13 protein-coding genes and 1 tRNA gene are annotated in these 14,504 nt (G+C 72.7%); 5 read left to right on the top strand and 9 right to left on the bottom strand.

Translation table 11 applies throughout. The features are described 5' to 3' along the window. Positions 1 to 18 precede the first annotated feature (18 nt). The 3 genes from MKL01_RS12550 to MKL01_RS12540 all read right to left on the bottom strand — a co-directional run bounded on the left by MKL01_RS12550 (position 19) and on the right by MKL01_RS12540 (position 2,311). Complete coding sequence (locus MKL01_RS12550) at positions 19 to 231, bottom strand: hypothetical protein (protein WP_243905551.1); 213 nt, start codon at positions 229 to 231, stop codon at positions 19 to 21. 238 nt (positions 232 to 469) lie between these two features. Next, complete coding sequence (locus MKL01_RS12545) at positions 470 to 1,108, bottom strand: winged helix-turn-helix domain-containing protein (RefSeq protein WP_243905550.1); 639 nt, start codon at positions 1,106 to 1,108, stop codon at positions 470 to 472. Between the two features lie 114 nt (positions 1,109 to 1,222). Then, positions 1,223 to 2,311: a replication protein RepA gene (locus tag MKL01_RS12540; protein ID WP_243905584.1), complete on the bottom strand. Its 1,089-nt coding sequence runs from the start codon at positions 2,309 to 2,311 to the stop codon at positions 1,223 to 1,225. Between the two features lie 838 nt (positions 2,312 to 3,149). On the opposite strand from MKL01_RS12540, the gene MKL01_RS12535 reads away from it, so the two are divergent. Next, a complete protein-coding gene (locus MKL01_RS12535; protein WP_243905549.1) occupies positions 3,150 to 4,061 on the top strand; it encodes a TrmH family RNA methyltransferase in 912 nt (303 codons plus the stop codon). 108 nt (positions 4,062 to 4,169) lie between these two features. Continuing rightward, entirely contained in the window at positions 4,170 to 4,424 is a 255-nt protein-coding gene (locus tag MKL01_RS12530) for a hypothetical protein (RefSeq protein ID WP_243905548.1), read from the top strand. Between the two features lie 85 nt (positions 4,425 to 4,509). Here MKL01_RS12530 and MKL01_RS12525 read toward each other — a convergent pair whose 3' ends face one another. Continuing rightward, on the bottom strand, positions 4,510 to 6,558 hold the full coding sequence (locus tag MKL01_RS12525) for a methyl-accepting chemotaxis protein (RefSeq protein WP_243905547.1): 2,049 nt from the start codon (positions 6,556 to 6,558) through the stop codon (positions 4,510 to 4,512). Positions 6,559 to 7,040: 482 nt separating this feature from the next. Here MKL01_RS12525 and MKL01_RS12520 point away from each other — a divergent pair, with 482 nt between their 5' ends. Next, complete coding sequence (locus tag MKL01_RS12520; RefSeq protein ID WP_243905546.1) at positions 7,041 to 8,060, top strand: zinc-binding alcohol dehydrogenase family protein; 1,020 nt, start codon at positions 7,041 to 7,043, stop codon at positions 8,058 to 8,060. 30 nt (positions 8,061 to 8,090) lie between these two features. Then, the gene (locus tag MKL01_RS12515; RefSeq protein ID WP_243905545.1) at positions 8,091 to 8,525 is read left to right on the top strand and encodes a cupin domain-containing protein; all 435 of its coding nucleotides are present in this window, start codon (positions 8,091 to 8,093) and stop codon (positions 8,523 to 8,525) included. 125 nt (positions 8,526 to 8,650) lie between these two features. Here MKL01_RS12515 and MKL01_RS12510 read toward each other — a convergent pair whose 3' ends face one another. After that, positions 8,651 to 9,661: a 1-aminocyclopropane-1-carboxylate deaminase gene (locus MKL01_RS12510; protein ID WP_243905544.1), complete on the bottom strand. Its 1,011-nt coding sequence runs from the start codon at positions 9,659 to 9,661 to the stop codon at positions 8,651 to 8,653. 196 nt (positions 9,662 to 9,857) lie between these two features. Between MKL01_RS12510 and MKL01_RS12505 the strand changes: the two genes are divergently transcribed. After that, positions 9,858 to 10,322 carry an Lrp/AsnC ligand binding domain-containing protein gene (locus tag MKL01_RS12505; RefSeq protein WP_243905543.1) on the top strand — a complete coding sequence of 155 codons (465 nt, stop codon included), beginning with the start codon at positions 9,858 to 9,860 and terminating at the stop codon, positions 10,320 to 10,322. A gap of 6 nt (positions 10,323 to 10,328) precedes the next feature. Here MKL01_RS12505 and MKL01_RS12500 read toward each other — a convergent pair whose 3' ends face one another. From MKL01_RS12500 to MKL01_RS12485, 4 genes are all read right to left on the bottom strand, one after another. Further along, the gene (locus MKL01_RS12500; protein WP_243905542.1) at positions 10,329 to 11,660 is read right to left on the bottom strand and encodes a replication-associated recombination protein A; all 1,332 of its coding nucleotides are present in this window, start codon (positions 11,658 to 11,660) and stop codon (positions 10,329 to 10,331) included. Positions 11,661 to 11,759: 99 nt separating this feature from the next. Then, positions 11,760 to 13,229 (bottom strand): Do family serine endopeptidase, encoded by a 1,470-nt coding sequence (locus tag MKL01_RS12495; RefSeq protein WP_243905541.1) that lies wholly within the window; start codon positions 13,227 to 13,229, stop codon positions 11,760 to 11,762. A 133-nt stretch (positions 13,230 to 13,362) separates the two neighbouring features. Then, on the bottom strand, positions 13,363 to 13,848 hold the full coding sequence (locus MKL01_RS12490; RefSeq protein ID WP_243905540.1) for a MucR family transcriptional regulator: 486 nt from the start codon (positions 13,846 to 13,848) through the stop codon (positions 13,363 to 13,365). Positions 13,849 to 14,370: 522 nt separating this feature from the next. Continuing rightward, positions 14,371 to 14,447, bottom strand: a tRNA-Met gene (locus MKL01_RS12485). Positions 14,448 to 14,504: the final 57 nt, after the last annotated feature.

The following is a 14,504-nucleotide window of genomic DNA, read 5'->3' as shown; positions in this document are numbered from 1 at the left end:
GGACGTCCCGTCGGGGCCTCAGTAGGCCGCGTAGACCGAGACCTCGTCAAAGCTCTCCCCCGCCTCGGGCGCGCAGTCGAGCGAGGCGACGAGCAGCACCAGCACGGCCGTGGCCACCGCCGCGGCGGCGAGGAGCCGGGTGAGAACCTCCGCGTGCGCGCGGGCGGCGTGGATCACCGCGCAGCCCAGCATGAAGGCGAGGGCCTGCGCGGCCGGCGCGGCGAACGTCACCGCGTCGGCTCCGAGCCCGCGCGCCGGACCTCGAGACCCCGACCGCCCGTACCCGCTGGAACCGCGCGCGTCTCGACCATGCCGCCCATCCACCCGTGTCGCGAGCCTCGCCGGCGCCGGCCGCCGGTCGCGCGCCCTGTCGCCCCGGAGGACGAACCAGATCCCGCGCCTCCGGACGACCCTCATATGACGGACGCGCGCGGCCCGGCGTCGTCACGCTTTCGCGACCGGCCCCCGCTCATGCCGGCTCCGCCAGCGCGTAGGTCGCCTCGCCGACGCGGCGCAGCGGCCCGCCCGGACCGGACCGCTTCCACAGGCGCGTGTTGAGCGCGGCCACCGGATCTCGGCCCGGCACGGTGAAGCCCCGGCCGTGGAGCACCGCCAGGATCTCGGCCGCGTGCAGGGGGCGGCCCGCCTCCGCGATCGCCCCCCGCGCGGCCTCCACCACAGCCCGGCCGTAGCGGCGGGCCCCGGCCACATCCTCGGCGAACGGAATGGCCGGGGGGATCGCGGCGGCGGCACCTCGATCTTCGGAACGAAACTGGGAACCGGACTCGGAATAAGCCCCGCCGGGAAGCGCAGAACCCCGGCTCGCCCGGGGCTCCGGCGATGCGCGCGGCGCGCCGCCCGGGCCGACCGGTGTCGCGTCCCGCGGGGGCGCGGCGACGGCCGGCTCCGGCCACGACCCGGTGTCCGGGGCTAAGCCGGCCTCCTGTCCCGCCGGGCCGGGGCTCCCCGGAGGCTCCATCCCGACGGCCCCGAGACGGCGGCCGAGTTCCAGGTAGAGCACGAGATCGGCGATCTCGCGGTCGAGGGCCTCGCGCCGGAGCCGCAGGGCGGCCAAGCGCGCCGCGATCTCAGGTTCCGACAGGCCCATTCGCCATTCCCTCTGGACGAACGGAATATCTAGCGGGGTTCGGCTTCCGGGCAAAGGGAATGCGACTTCAATTCCTTCCGGGATCCGGCGGCCCTAAGGAACATGCGCTATTCCTTAGGCCCGGGCCCGGCTTCGCTTCGCCGCCGGCCGCGGCGGCACCAGCAGCAGGCTCGGGTCGGCCGGATGCAGGATCAGGCCGCCGTCGTCGAGCACCAGGGGCAGGCGCGGGAAGACCTCGCGCAGATGCGCCAGATCCGCCTTGAACGCCTGGCGGAAGCTGCGGATCGAGGCGTTCTCGGCCCCGAACTGCGCGTGGAGATTGCTCCAGGTCAGCCGCAGGGGGCGCTGGAGCGACCGCAGCCGGTAGCCGGTCCAGAACAGCAGGTCGAGCTTGCGCGCCGAGCCCGAGAAGGCCCGCGCCGCCCGGATGTCCACCGGCAGGGCGTGGCGGATCAGGGTCTCGTAGAATTCCGGGTCGAAGCGCACCGTGCGCCCCGCCTCGGCGTCGCCCTCGCCGGCCCGGGACCGCCACAATTCCAGGCTCCGGAACGGCGGGACGTTGAGGGTCGTGGCGCTGTCGCGCCCGTCCCAGAGCCCGATCTGCATGGAGCAGGCGGCCAGCCGGTTCAATTGCTCCTTGAACTGCCGGATGGTGCCGCGCTCGCCGCCCGTGACCGCGAAGCCCATCTCGCGCATGAAGCCCGACAGGGTCTCGGCGACCTTCACGGTGGGGCTGCGCTGGCGCACCGCCTCGGTGCAGAGGTGCAGGAGCACGAGCCGGGCCTTCGGCCCGTAGGGCAACCCCTGGGGCTCGAAGGCGCCGGTCTCCGGATCCTTGATCCGTCCGGCGATCAGGTTGAGCGAGTTGCGCCCGTAGGTCCGGGAGAACTCCCGCACCGGCCCGGGGTCGCGGTAGGGCAGGCCGCAGAGCGCCAGCACCGAGTGGATGTGCTGGAGGCTCGACGGCAGCGCCGGCTCGCTCTCGATCACGAGGCGCACCGCGTCGCGCCGGCGCTGGTCCCGGGAGAGCCCGGCGCGGCGGGTTTCCGCCGCGTTCAGGATCGCCGCCTGCGCGTCCCGCTCGCGCTGGCGGTGGAGCACGTGCTCGACGATCTGGGCGAACAGGAAGCCGCCGCGCGCCGCCTCGACCTCGTCCCGCAGGTCCGGGTCGTGGATCCCGGCGATCTTCTCCTCGATGCTCATCGCACGCCCATCGTCCTTCGGACCGTGTCGCGGGCCGTCCTTCCGGCCGGGGGAACGCGGTCCGACCCTGCCATGCCACGATTCGCCCGCCGGGGTCCCGCTCAGGACCGGCTTGTCCCGGCAATCCCCGTTCTCCGCCCCGTTCTCCGCCCCGTTCTCCGCCCCGTTCTCCGCCCCGTTCTCCGCCCCGTCCTCCGCCCCGTTCTCCGCCCCCTGCTCCACCCTGTTCTCCGCCCCCCGCCCGACCGGGACGGCGCAGAGTCTCATACGGCTCCGGACCCCGCCGCGCCCCGCGCAGAGTCGCATACGGCCGCCGCCGCGCATTCCGTCCCCGCTATCCACCGGATCGGGACGGATTCCGCGCCGAATCGCATACGCGACCCCGCAGATTCCGATACGCCGAGCCGGCATCCGGCCGCAGAGTTCGATACGTCCGGGCGCAGAGTCCAATGCGCGACCGCGCAGAGTCGGATGCGAGAACTCGGCATAAGCCGTTGGGGCCGCAAGCGGATCTCCCCCACCATATAGCTTACCGAACTGACTCTCTGAGAATCGTCTCTTGATATCTTTCCTATTCCGGGCGCGCCTGTTCGTTCTGACGAACGAACCCGGGAAGCGGAGCGCTCGCACAGGTGACGAAAGGAATATCTCCGATTTGTCCACATCCCCGCGCCCGTGCCGGAGACCGCGGCATCGCCGGCCGCGGCGGGTCGATGGTCGTCATGGCGGCTTGACGCGGACCGTGGCGCCCGGTTTCTCGGAAGCTCCCGCGACGAACCCTCAGAGAGAGGGCCTCAGAGAAGGCCGTGCCGATGCCCCGCTTCCCGATCCCGGTCCGATGACCGGCCGCCGCAACGACGGGAACCCGCCGGGTCCCCGGTCGTCCGAGCCGCGCCCGACCGAGTCCCGCGTGCCCGACGCCCGCGCATCCAAGCCTCGCCCGTTCAAGTCCCGGCCGCCGGGATCCCAGCGCCCGGGCTTCCGGCCCGGTCCCCGTCACGCCGGACCGCAGCCCGGATCCGCCGGCGACGGATCCGCGGTTCTCTACGGCTGGCACCCGGTGGTCCAGGCCCTGGCCAACGGGGCGCGGGGCCTGCACCGGCTGCTCGCCACCGAGAACGCGGCGGCACGGCTGGAGGCGGAGTTCGGCGGCGCCCTGCGGATCGCCCCCGAACTGGTGCGGCCGAGCGAGATCGGCCGGCTGCTCGGTCCGGACGCGGTTCACCAGGGCCTGTACCTGGAGGCGGAGCCCCTCCCCGCCCCGGGCCTCGACGACCTGCCCGCCGACGCCCTGCTGCTGGCGCTCGACCAGATCACCGATCCGCACAATGTCGGGGCGATCGTGCGCACCGCCGCGGCCTTCGGGGTCGCGGGGATCGTCACCACGGCACGCCACGCCCCCGGCGCCACCGGCGTCCTGGCGAAATCCGCCTCCGGCGGCCTGGAGCACGTGCCGTTCGTGACCGTCCGGAACCTCGCCGAGGCGCTGATCGCCCTCGGCGAGCGGGGCTTCACGCGGGTCGGGCTCGATTCCGACGCGCCGGCGAGCCTCGACGGGCTGACGGTGGCCCGGCCGCTGGTGATCGTCCTGGGCGCCGAGGGCAAGGGCCTGCGCGAACGCACCCGGAACTGCTGCGACGTGCTCGCCCGGATCCCGTTCTCGGGGGCGATCCGCAGCCTCAACGTCTCGAACGCGGCCGCCATCACCCTCTACGCCCTGGGCCGGACCGCGGACCCGGACCTGCCCTGAGCCCGCCCGCCGGGCCTGCGGCGCCCTGTCGGGACGAGGCTGTAGGCAATGTCCTCAACCTGCCGTAGACTGGCCCGCGAGGGGGCGTAGGCCGGACGCATGCGCCTGATGCTGGACGATACCTTTACCTACGGGGGCTGGGCCCTCGGCCTGATCGCCGTCGGGGTCTGGCTGTGGCTCGCGCGGCGGGCCGTCCCGAGCTTCGAATCCTTCGTGCGGGGGTTCGACGACGAACTCGGCCTGAGCGCCACGCCGGAGGAGCGGGCGCATTGCGCGCGCTGGTACCAGGTCCGCCAGGCCGCGATGGCGCTCACCGCGGTGGCGGCCCTGTGCCTGTCGATCGGCTTCGCGATCCCCGACTGACCGGGGTGATCGCGGGGGCGGCGGAGCCCTGCCGCCGGGCGGCGCCTCGGGGGCCGGACGGCCCGCCTTCCGGAAACCGGGATCGTCAGGCCGCCCGGACCCGGGCCAGGAACCCCTCCACGGCGCCGCGCAGGTCGGCCGCCTGCCGGGACAGGTCGCCCGCCGCCTGCAGAACCTGGGCCGAGCCCTGGCTCGCCGTGCCGGCCGCCGCGCCGACGGCCGCCATGTGTCCCGAAACCCCGCGGGTGTCCTGGGAGGTCTGGGCGGTGGTCCGGGCGATTTCCGCGGTCGCCGCGCCCTGCTGGTCGACCATGGTGGCGATCTCGGCGCCGATCCGGGCGAGGTTGCGGATCACCTCGGTGATCCCGCCGATGGACTGGACCGAGGCCTCCGTGGAGCCGGCGATCTCGGCGACCTTGGCGGCGATCTCCCCGGTGGCCCTGGCCGTCCGCTCGGCGAGGTGCTTCACCTCGGCGGCCACCACGGCGAAGCCGCGCCCCGCCTCCCCCGCCCGGGCGGCCTCGATGGTGGCGTTGAGCGCCAGCAGGTTGGTCTGGCCGGCGATCTGCGCGATCATCGCGACGATCTCGCCGATGCTGCCCGCCGCCTGGGCGAGGCGGTGCACCTCCCCGGCCATCCCGTCCGCGTCCCGGGTCGCGGCGGCGGCGAGGTCGGCCGAGGCCCCGACCTGCCCGCCGATCTCCCGCACCGAGGCGGTGAGCTCCTCGGTGGCCGACGCCACCGTGTCGGCCGAGCGCGCGGCCGAATCCGCCGAGCCGGCCACCGCCTGGCTGAGATCGGTCGCGTCCTGCGCGGCGCGGGCCATGCCGTGCGCGGAGGCCTCCAGCCGTGCGGCGGCCGCCGAGACCGCCTCGACGATGCCGCCGACCTGACGCTCGAAACTGTCGGCGAGCCCGAGCGCGGCCGCGCGCCGGGCGGCCGTGCCCTCGGCGGCGAGCCGCTCCTGCGCATCCCGCGCCGCCCGCCGCTCGGCGACGCTGTCGCGGAACGCGACCGCGGCGGCGGCGATCGCCCGAACCTCGCGCGGGCCGTTCGACGGGATCGCCAGATCCTTCGTCGCCTCGTCCCGGCCGATCGCGGTCAGCACCCGCGCCATCCGGACGAGCGGCCGGGCGATCGCCGTGCCGAGCCAGACCGCGAGGCCGGCCGAGAGGGCGAACAGGGCGAGGCCGCCGGCGGCCCAGAGGGCGAGCATCCGGTCGGCCCGGGCGCGCACGGTGCCGGCGGCGGCCACCAGATCGGCGGTCAGCCGGTCCTCGACCCCCTTCAGGGCATCGATCCGCTGCGTGGCGAGGCGGAACCAGGCCGGCGCGTCGCGGAACGCGAGGGCCGCGCCCGGCATCGTCTCCTGGGCGGCGCTGCGCAGGCGCGCGACCTCCCGGGCCGGCTCGGTCGCCTCCGCGGCGTCGAGCAGGGCGGCCTGCCCGGCCTCGGCCCCGGCCCGGAACAGGCCCGCGTAGGTCGCCTGCTCGGCCGAGAGCGTGGTGAGCCGGCGCGCGCCGGCGAGGTCCAGGCTGCCGGAGGCGAAGGCGGCCGCGGCGGCGGCCCGCTCCTGGCCGGCGGCCTCCTTGAGCGCCAGGAAGGCCGCGTAGGCGTTCGCCCGAGCGGCCAGCCCCGCCTCGTCGATGACCCCGCCCAGCGCCCGCACGATCCCGAGCCCCTCGCCGATCAGTCCGGTGTAGAAGGCGGTCGCCTGCGGCGCGCTCGGGGTAAGGGCGTCGATGGCGCGGCGCTGGGCCGCGAGCCCGGGAAGCACCCGCGCGAAGCCCGCGCCGCGCGCCGCGAAGGCCGGTCCGAAGCCCGTGGCCACCGCCATGGCCTCCGGCAGCCCGGCCAGGGCCGCGTCGGTGCGCCCGCGCTGGATCGTGAGCTCGGGCCCGAACTGCGCCCCCTTGGCGCCCAGGAACAGGCTGGAGGCGCCGCGCTCGCGCTGGGCCTCGTGCACGAAGGCGCTGATCCGCGAGGCGAGGCCGACGAGGCTCTCCACCCGGTCCATCTCGGCCCGGCGCGCCCATTGGTCCGAGACCGCGAGGCCCGCCGCCCCCGCGAAGGCGAGGCAGGGAGCGAGCGCCACCGCCAGGATGCGGGCGCGGAGCGAGGAGAGCAGAAGCATCGGAGTTTCCGGGCCGGTCCGGCAGGCAACGCGTCACCATCCGGCCGATCCTTAAAGATAGAGTTATGGGTCTCCCCACCCCGACACTGCAGACCGGCCAGATCAGGCGGCAACCGTCATCAGGTCTGCCTGCCTGGTGTGCAGGTATCCCAGGTCTTCGGCGCGCGGATGACGGGTTCCGGGACCCGTCGCGCTCCATCGCGCCGGTCTCCACCTTCGGCAGGACTTGCGGGTCGATCCTCTGCGTGAGCGGCCCGTCCGCCTCGACTTCGCGCAACGGGTCGGTCGGCATGCGCCGGGTCGCGCGGGTCGGCCGGCCCCGGATCCCCGGAGGCGCCGCGGCGATCGCCGGCTTGGTGGCGGGTGCGGGGCATGGCATCCTGGTGCGGTATCGCCGCGGGCAGGCCGGGCATTTCCTGTGCGCGCTTGCGGTCCGTGAAGGGGCGCGGCATCTCCCTCCGCGACAGCCCGAGGAGACCGCCATGCGCGCCGTCGGATACCGGAAATCCCTGCCGATCACCGATCCCGAATCCCTGATCGATCTCGACCTGCCCGCGCCCGAGCCCGGCCCGGGCGACCTGCTGGTGAAGGTCGAGGCGATCTCGGTGAACCCGGTCGACACGAAGGTCCGGCGGCGGGCCGAGCCGGAGCCCGGCGGCGTCAAGGTGCTGGGCTGGGACGCGGCCGGCACCGTCGCCGCCGTCGGCGCGGAGGTCGCGGGCTTCTCCCCGGGCGACGCGGTGTTCTACGCGGGCGACCTCACCCGGCCGGGGACCAACGCGCAGCTCCATTGTGTCGACGCGCGGATCGTCGGGCACAAGCCCGCGTCCCTCGACTGGGCGCAGGCCGCCGCCCTGCCGCTCACCGGGATCACCGCCTGGGAGACCCTGTTCGACCGGCTCGATACGGCCAAGCCGGTGCCGGGGGCCGCCCCGGCGATCCTGATCGTCGGGGGGGCGGGGGGCGTCGGTTCGGTGGCGATCCAGCTCGCGCGGCAACTGACGGACCTGACCGTGATCGCCACGGCGTCGCGGCCCGACACGGCGCAGTGGTGCCGGGATCTCGGCGCCCACCACGTCGTCGACCATGCGAGGCCGCTCGCCGCCGAGGTGGCGGCCCTGGGCCTCGGCGCACCGGGCCTCGTCTTCTCGACCACCGCCACGGATGCCCACCTCGCCGGGATCGTGGAGCTGATCGCCCCGCAGGGGCGGCTGGCCCTGATCGACGATCCGGAGCGCCTCGACGTGGCGCTGCTCAAGCGCAAGAGCCTGTCGCTGCATTGGGAGTTCATGTTCACGCGCTCGATGTTCGGCACGCGGGACATCGCCGCCCAGGGGGCGCTCCTGGACGAGATCGCCCGTCTCGTGGATGCGGGGCGGCTGCGCACCACCCTGAATGAGCATTTCGGGCGGATCGACGCCCAGAACCTCCGGCGCGCCCACGCGCTGATCGAGAGCGGGCGCGCCAAGGGCAAGATCGTGCTCGAGGGCTTTTCCGAGTAGGCGAGCGGTTTTCGGAGACGGGAGGACGCGATGGCGGAGGCGGGGCCGAAACCGGGGACCGGCATCTTCGACGTGGCGGCGCTGGCGGCGGCGCTGCCCGACAGCGCCCGGACCCTGCTGGTCGACACCTACCTGACCGACCGGCCGGCCGCGAGCGCCCGGGTGTTCCGGGTCTACCGGCCGACCCCGCCGCACTACCACGCCACCTGCGACGAGTACCTCTACTGCCTGTCCGGCCGGGGCACGGTCTGGCTGGGCGACCCGGCCGCCGCGACGGCGTTCGGCCCCGGGCAGCTCCTGGTCTTCGAGAAGGGCACGGTCCACGCGATGCCGGAGATCGATCCGGGGGTGCCGGTGGTGTTCCTGTCGATCGACACGCCCCGGCGGGCGCCCACCGACATCGTCTTCGTGAACCCGGAGGACGGCACCCCCGCGACCTTCATGGCGCGCAACGCGGAGGGCTGAGAGCCGCCGGGCGTTCCGGTCGGCTCCGCCCGGTGCCGAAGCCCGGGCGGAGCCGACCCGGGCGCCCCGGAAGGCGCCCCGGAAGGCGGCCCGATGGGGGCCCGATGGGGGCGGGTCGCCCCGCCTCAGCCGTTGCGGAACGTGTAGCTGTAGCCGTTCAGCGCCGGGGCGCCGCCGAGATGGGCGTAGAGCACCTTCGAGCCCTTGGGGAAGAAGCCCTTCTTCACGAGGTCGACCATGCCCTGCATCGACTTCCCCTCGTAGACCGGGTCGGTGATCATGCCCTCGAGCCGGGCCGAGAGCCGGATCGCCTCCACGGTCTCCTTGGAGGGCACGCCGTAGACCGGGTAGGCATAGTCCGGGTTGAGCACCACGTCGTCGGCGACGATGTCGCCCGCGCCGATCAGCGCGGCGGTGTTCCGGGCGATGTCGAGGACCTGGGCCTTGGTCTGGTCCGGCGTGCAGGAGGCGTCGATGCCGATGACGTTGCGGGCGCGCCCGTCGGCGGCAAAGCCCACCACCATGCCGGCATGGGTCGAGCCGGTCACCGTGCAGACCACCACGTAGTCGAAGCGCAGGCCCATCTCGGCCTCCTGCTGGCGCACCTCCTCGGCGAAGCCGACATAGCCGAGCCCGCCATACTTGTGCACCGAGGCGCCGGCCGGGATCGCGTAGGGCTTGCCGCCCTCGGCCTCGACCTCGGCGAGCGCCCGCTTCCAGCTGTCGCGGATGCCGATGTCGAAGCCGTCATCGACGAGCTGCGTCTGCGCGCCCATGATCCGCGACAGCAGGATGTTGCCGACCCGGTCGTAGACCGCGTCCTCGTGGGGCACCCAGGCCTCCTGGATCAGCCGGCACTTCATGCCGAGCTTGGCGGCGACCGCCGCGACCATGCGGGTGTGGTTCGACTGGACGCCGCCGATCGACACCAGCGTGTCGGCCCCGCTCCTGATCGCGTCCGGCACGATGTATTCGAGCTTGCGCAGCTTGTTGCCGCCGTAGGCCAGACCCGAATTGCAATCCTCGCGCTTGGCGTAGAGCGCGACGTCGCCGCCGAGATGGGCGGTGAGGCGCTTCAGCGGCTCGATCGGCGTCGGGCCGAAGGTCAGGGGATAGCGCTCGAAGGTCTGCAGCATCGGGTCTCTCCGGGTCTCGAAGCGCCGGGACCGATCCGCGTCCGGCGGGGCGCGCCTTTCGGGCACGGGGAAAAGTAACCCGGATCGTTCGAAAGGTGCTCTCGATCTTGGCCGGTGTTTGGCCACTGCCTTGCATCGATCGACGGATCGAGTGAGAAATCATCCGATAAACCGGCATAATCTGAAAGAAAGCGCCATGCTTGCAGGGCTCGACCGGATCGACCTGAAGATCCTGCGCCTGCTCCAGGCGGACGGGCGCATGGCCAATGCCGAGATCGCCGAGCGCTCCGGCACCAGCGCGGCCACCTGCCACCGCCGGATCCAGCGCCTGTTCGCCGACGGGTTCGTGCGGGCGGTCCGGGCGCTGATCGACCCGGCCCGGGTCGGCCGCGGCACCCTGGTCTTCGTCGGCGTCGTGCTCGACCGCTCGACGCCCGAGAGCTTCTCGGCGTTCGAGGCCGCCGTGCGGGCGATCCCCGTGCTCCTCGACTGCCACCTCGTGGCCGGCGACTTCGACTACATCCTGAAGATCCGGGTCTCCGACATGGCCGATTTCAACCGGCTCCACAGCGCCACGCTGATCGGCCTGCCGGGGGTGCACCAGGCCCGCACCTTCTTCGTGATCAAGGAGGTGGTCGACAACGCGCCGCTCGCTCTCTGAGGCCTCCTACCCCTCCCCGCGCCGCTGCTTGCGCAGCGCCTCCCACCGCTCCAGGCGCTCGGCGAGCCGGGTCTCGTAGCCGCGCTCGGTGGGTTGGTAGAGCTGCCGGCGCCCGAGCGCGTCGGGCCAGTAATCCTGGCCCGAGAAGGCGTCGGGCTCGTCGTGGTCGTAGCGGTAGCCCTCGCCGTAGCCGATCCGCTTCATCAGCTTGGTCGGCGCGTTGAGGATGGTGCGCGGCGGCGGCAGGGAGCCCGCCTCCTTGGCGAGGCGCGTGGCGGCCTTGTAGGCCTCGTAGACGGCGTTCGATTTCGGCGCGCAGGCGAGGTAGATCGCCGCCTGGGCGAGCGCCAATTCGCCCTCCGGGCTGCCGAGGAAGTCGAACGCATCCTTGGCGGCGTTGGCCACCACCAGCGCCTGCGGGTCGGCGAGCCCGATATCCTCCACCGCCATGCGCACGAGCCGCCGGGCGATGAACAGCCTATCCTCGCCGGCATCGAGCATCCGGCAGAGATAGTAGAGCGCCGCGTCCGGGTCGGAGCCGCGCACGGTCTTGTGCAGGGCCGAGATCAGGTTGTAGTGGCCCTCCTGTGCCTTGTCGTAGATCGGCGCGCGCCGCTGCACGATCTCCTGAAGGGCCTCGGCATCCAGGACCTCGCCGGGCTGCGCCGAGCGCCAGACCTCCTCCGCCAGGGTCAGGGCCGCGCGGCCGTCGCCGTCGGCCATCCGCACCAGCACGCCCCGCGCCTCCTCGGTGAGCGGCAAGGCTTGGCCGGTCAGCGCCTCGGCCCGGACCAGCAGCCGCGCGATGGCGCCCGGATCGAGGGCCCGGAACAGCAGCACCCGGGCCCGGGACAGGAGCGCCGCGTTCAGCTCGAACGAGGGGTTCTCCGTCGTCGCGCCGACCAGCGTGACGGTGCCGTCCTCCATCACCGGCAGGAACGCGTCGAGCTGCGCCCGGTTGAACCGGTGGATCTCGTCGACGAACAGCAGGGTCGCCTGCCCGGCCGTGCGGCGCCTGCGCGCGGCCTCGAACACCTTGCGCAGGTCGGACACGCCGGAGAAGATCGCCGAGATCTGCTCGAAATGCAGGTCGGTGCCCTGGGCGAGCAGCCGCGCCACCGTGGTCTTGCCGGTGCCGGGCGGTCCCCAGAAGATCAGGGAGCCGAGGCTTTTCCCGCGCAGGAGGCGCGTGAGGCTGCCGCCCGCGCCGGTCAGGTGCTCCTGGCCGACCACCTCGGCGAGGCTCTTGGGGCGTAGGCGGTCCGCCAGCGGGCGGGCCGTCTCCGTGCTGGAATCGAGGGGCCCTGGTGGCTCCGCGGAGGCGAACAGGTCGGACATCCGCGCATCAACACCGGGGCCGGCGGCGGGCGCAAGCCGGGTGGCGGGCCTTGCCCACGGCCCTGAGCCGATCGCGCGCCGGCCGCGCGCCGGGCCGGCTCAGCCCCCGAACACCGAGGTCAGGATCTCACCGTTGCGGTTGATCGCCACCTCCCAGGAATTGAGGCTGTTGCGGGTGGCCCGGTCGAGATCCTTGGTGGTGGGCACCGGCACGCCGTTGACCGAGAGGATCACGTCGCCCTTCTGCAGCCCGACCCGGGCCGCGACGGAATTCTCGTCCACCGCCTGCACGGCCACGCCGTCGGCGGGAAAATCGACCTGCATCTCCTCGGCGACCGCCGGCGAGGTATTCACCAGGGTCGCCCCCAGAAAGGGCGAGCGGGTCTTCACCTTGAGCACGTCGCGGGGGCGCGACTCCGGGGCGGGGGCGAGCTTGATCGCCACCGTCTGGCGGCTCGTGCCGCGCAGGATCCCGAACCGGGCCTGCCCCTGGACGCCCTTGAGGGCGAAGCGGTAGCCGAACGCCTCCGGGTCGGCCACCTCCTGGCCGTCGACCGCGAGGATCAGGTCGCCGCGCTTCAGGCCGGCCTCGTCGGCCGGGCTCTTGGGCTGCAGGCTCGCCACCAGCACGCCGGTCGGGTGGTCGAGGCCCATGCTGTCGGCGATGTCGGGGGTGACGCTCTGGATGCGCGCGCCGAGCCAGGGCCTGCGCACGACGCCCGCCCCGTCGCGGGCGGCCTCGACCACCGCCTTGACCATGCCCACGGGAATCGCGAAGCCGATGCCGTGGCTGCCGCCGGATTGCGAGTAGATCGCGGTGTTGATGCCGACGAGCTGGCCGCGCAGATCCACCAGGGCGCCGCCGGAATTGCCCGGGTTGATCGCCGCGTCGGTCTGGATGAAGTACTGGTAGTCCGCCGAGCCGACCTGGGTGCGCGCCAGCGCCGAGACGATGCCCTGCGTCACCGTCTGGCCGACGCCGAACGGATTGCCGATCGCCATCACGAAATCGCCGACCTCCAGGGCGTCGGCATCGCCGAACGGCATCGGCACGAGGCCCTTCGGCGGCTCCTTGATCCTGAGCACCGCGAGGTCGGTGCGGGTGTCGCGCAGCACGATCGCGGCCTCGAACTCGCGCCGGTCCGCGAGGGCGATCCGCACCTCGTTCATGTTGTCGATGACGTGGTTGTTGGTGATGACGAGGCCGTCGGCATCCACCAGCACGCCCGAGCCCAGGGACCGCTGCGCCCGGTCGCCCCGGGGTCCGCGGCCGCCCTCCGGCTCGCCGAAGAAGCGGCGCATGAATTCCTCCATGGCGCTGGTCCGCGCGTCGGAACGCTTGTCCACGTGGGAGGCGTAGACGTTCACCACCGAGGGCGAAGCCCGCTTCACCACGGGGGCGAAGGACAGCTGCACGTCGGCCTTGCTGAGGGGCACGGCCTTGGCGGTTCCGTCCCGGGCCATGTCCTTGACGGGCTCCCTGGCCTCCGTGCGCGCCATCTGCGCCCCGGCCGGGCCGGCGGCCAGCAGGGCGGCGACGAGGGCGGGCAGGAAGAGGCGGGTCAGCATGCAGGGCTCCGGCGTCGGGATGGGCGCCGTCCGGGTCGAATCCGGGCGGGCGCACCGTGCAGCCCTACGCTATCGAGGCCGATTGCGGCAGGCCCGCGACACCTTCACGGCAGGCGGGATGGCGCGCGCGCCGTCAGGCGACCTCTTTGCTGCGGGACCGGCGCCGTCCCGCGGGCTGCGGCGCCGGTTCGGGCTCGGGATCCGGCGCGGCGGGTTTCCCGCGCTGCTGGCCGAGGCCCAGGGAGCGGGCCAGCTGCGAGCGCTGCTCGGAATAGCTCTGGGCCGTCATGGGATAGTCGGGGGCGAGGCCCCACTTGGCACGGTAGGCCTCCGGCGTCAGGCCGCGCAGGGTGAGGTGGCGGCGCAGGGTCTTGTAGGGCTTCCCGTCCTCGAACGAGATCAGGAAGTCCTGGGTGACCGAGCGCCGGATCTCCTGCGGCGTGGCCTTGGCGGCCGTCGGGCCGCGGCCTGCGGCGCAGAGTCCACGAATCGTATCGTGAACATCGCTGATGAGCTTTGGCAGATCCAGGCTCTGCACGTGATTGTGGCTCACATAGGCCGAGACGATCTCGGATGCGAGTGCAACGAAGCGGCTGTCACCGCCATCTGATCGGACCATTTCCCGCGTGTTGCCTTCTCGTGATGACGAAACTCGCCAGAACGCAAGCACTGCGTCGCGATTCGGCAGAACGATACAATCGCATCCGCAAATCGGGTCAAGTCTTAAATTTAGAACCGGTGATACAGGCGCAGACTGTCCGAGAAGAGCGACCTTGAAGGTTCAACCTCAAGGAAAATAGTCTGTCACGTCTTTGCTTGTGCACAACCGACATGTCCGTTCCCACCTTCCGGCGACGACGGAAGCTCTTTATGCGCGGCACCCAGGCACAATCCGGCCAGCGACACGGATCGCCGCGTGTCGCGAGCATGCCGGACGCAGGGATCGCGCGCCTGTGAGAGCCGGCGGCGCAGGTATGCCCCCTGCCGGCGGACGATGCTCAAGCAACCTCGGGTTATGAACTGCAGGAACAGCTCATCCCGGACGGGTCGAGCTCGGGATGCGGCGGCCGAGCGTCGCGCCCCACGACGGCGCGGTCCTGAACGCGACAAAGCCCGCGCGGAGGCGCGGGCTTTGTGATTTTGGTTGCGGGGACAGGATTTGAACCTGTGACCTTCAGGTTATGAGCCTGACGAGCTACCGGGCTGCTCCACCCCGCGCCAAGTGTGTGCGGTCGACCCGCAAGCGTGTGCGGCTGGTCCGGTGCGACCTGCCGT

Origin of the sequence: Methylobacterium sp. J-070 (assembly GCF_022829385.1) — a bacterium.
In the GTDB taxonomy this organism is placed as follows: Bacteria; Pseudomonadota; Alphaproteobacteria; order Rhizobiales; family Beijerinckiaceae; genus Methylobacterium.
This window is presented reverse-complemented; position numbering and strand designations above follow the sequence as displayed.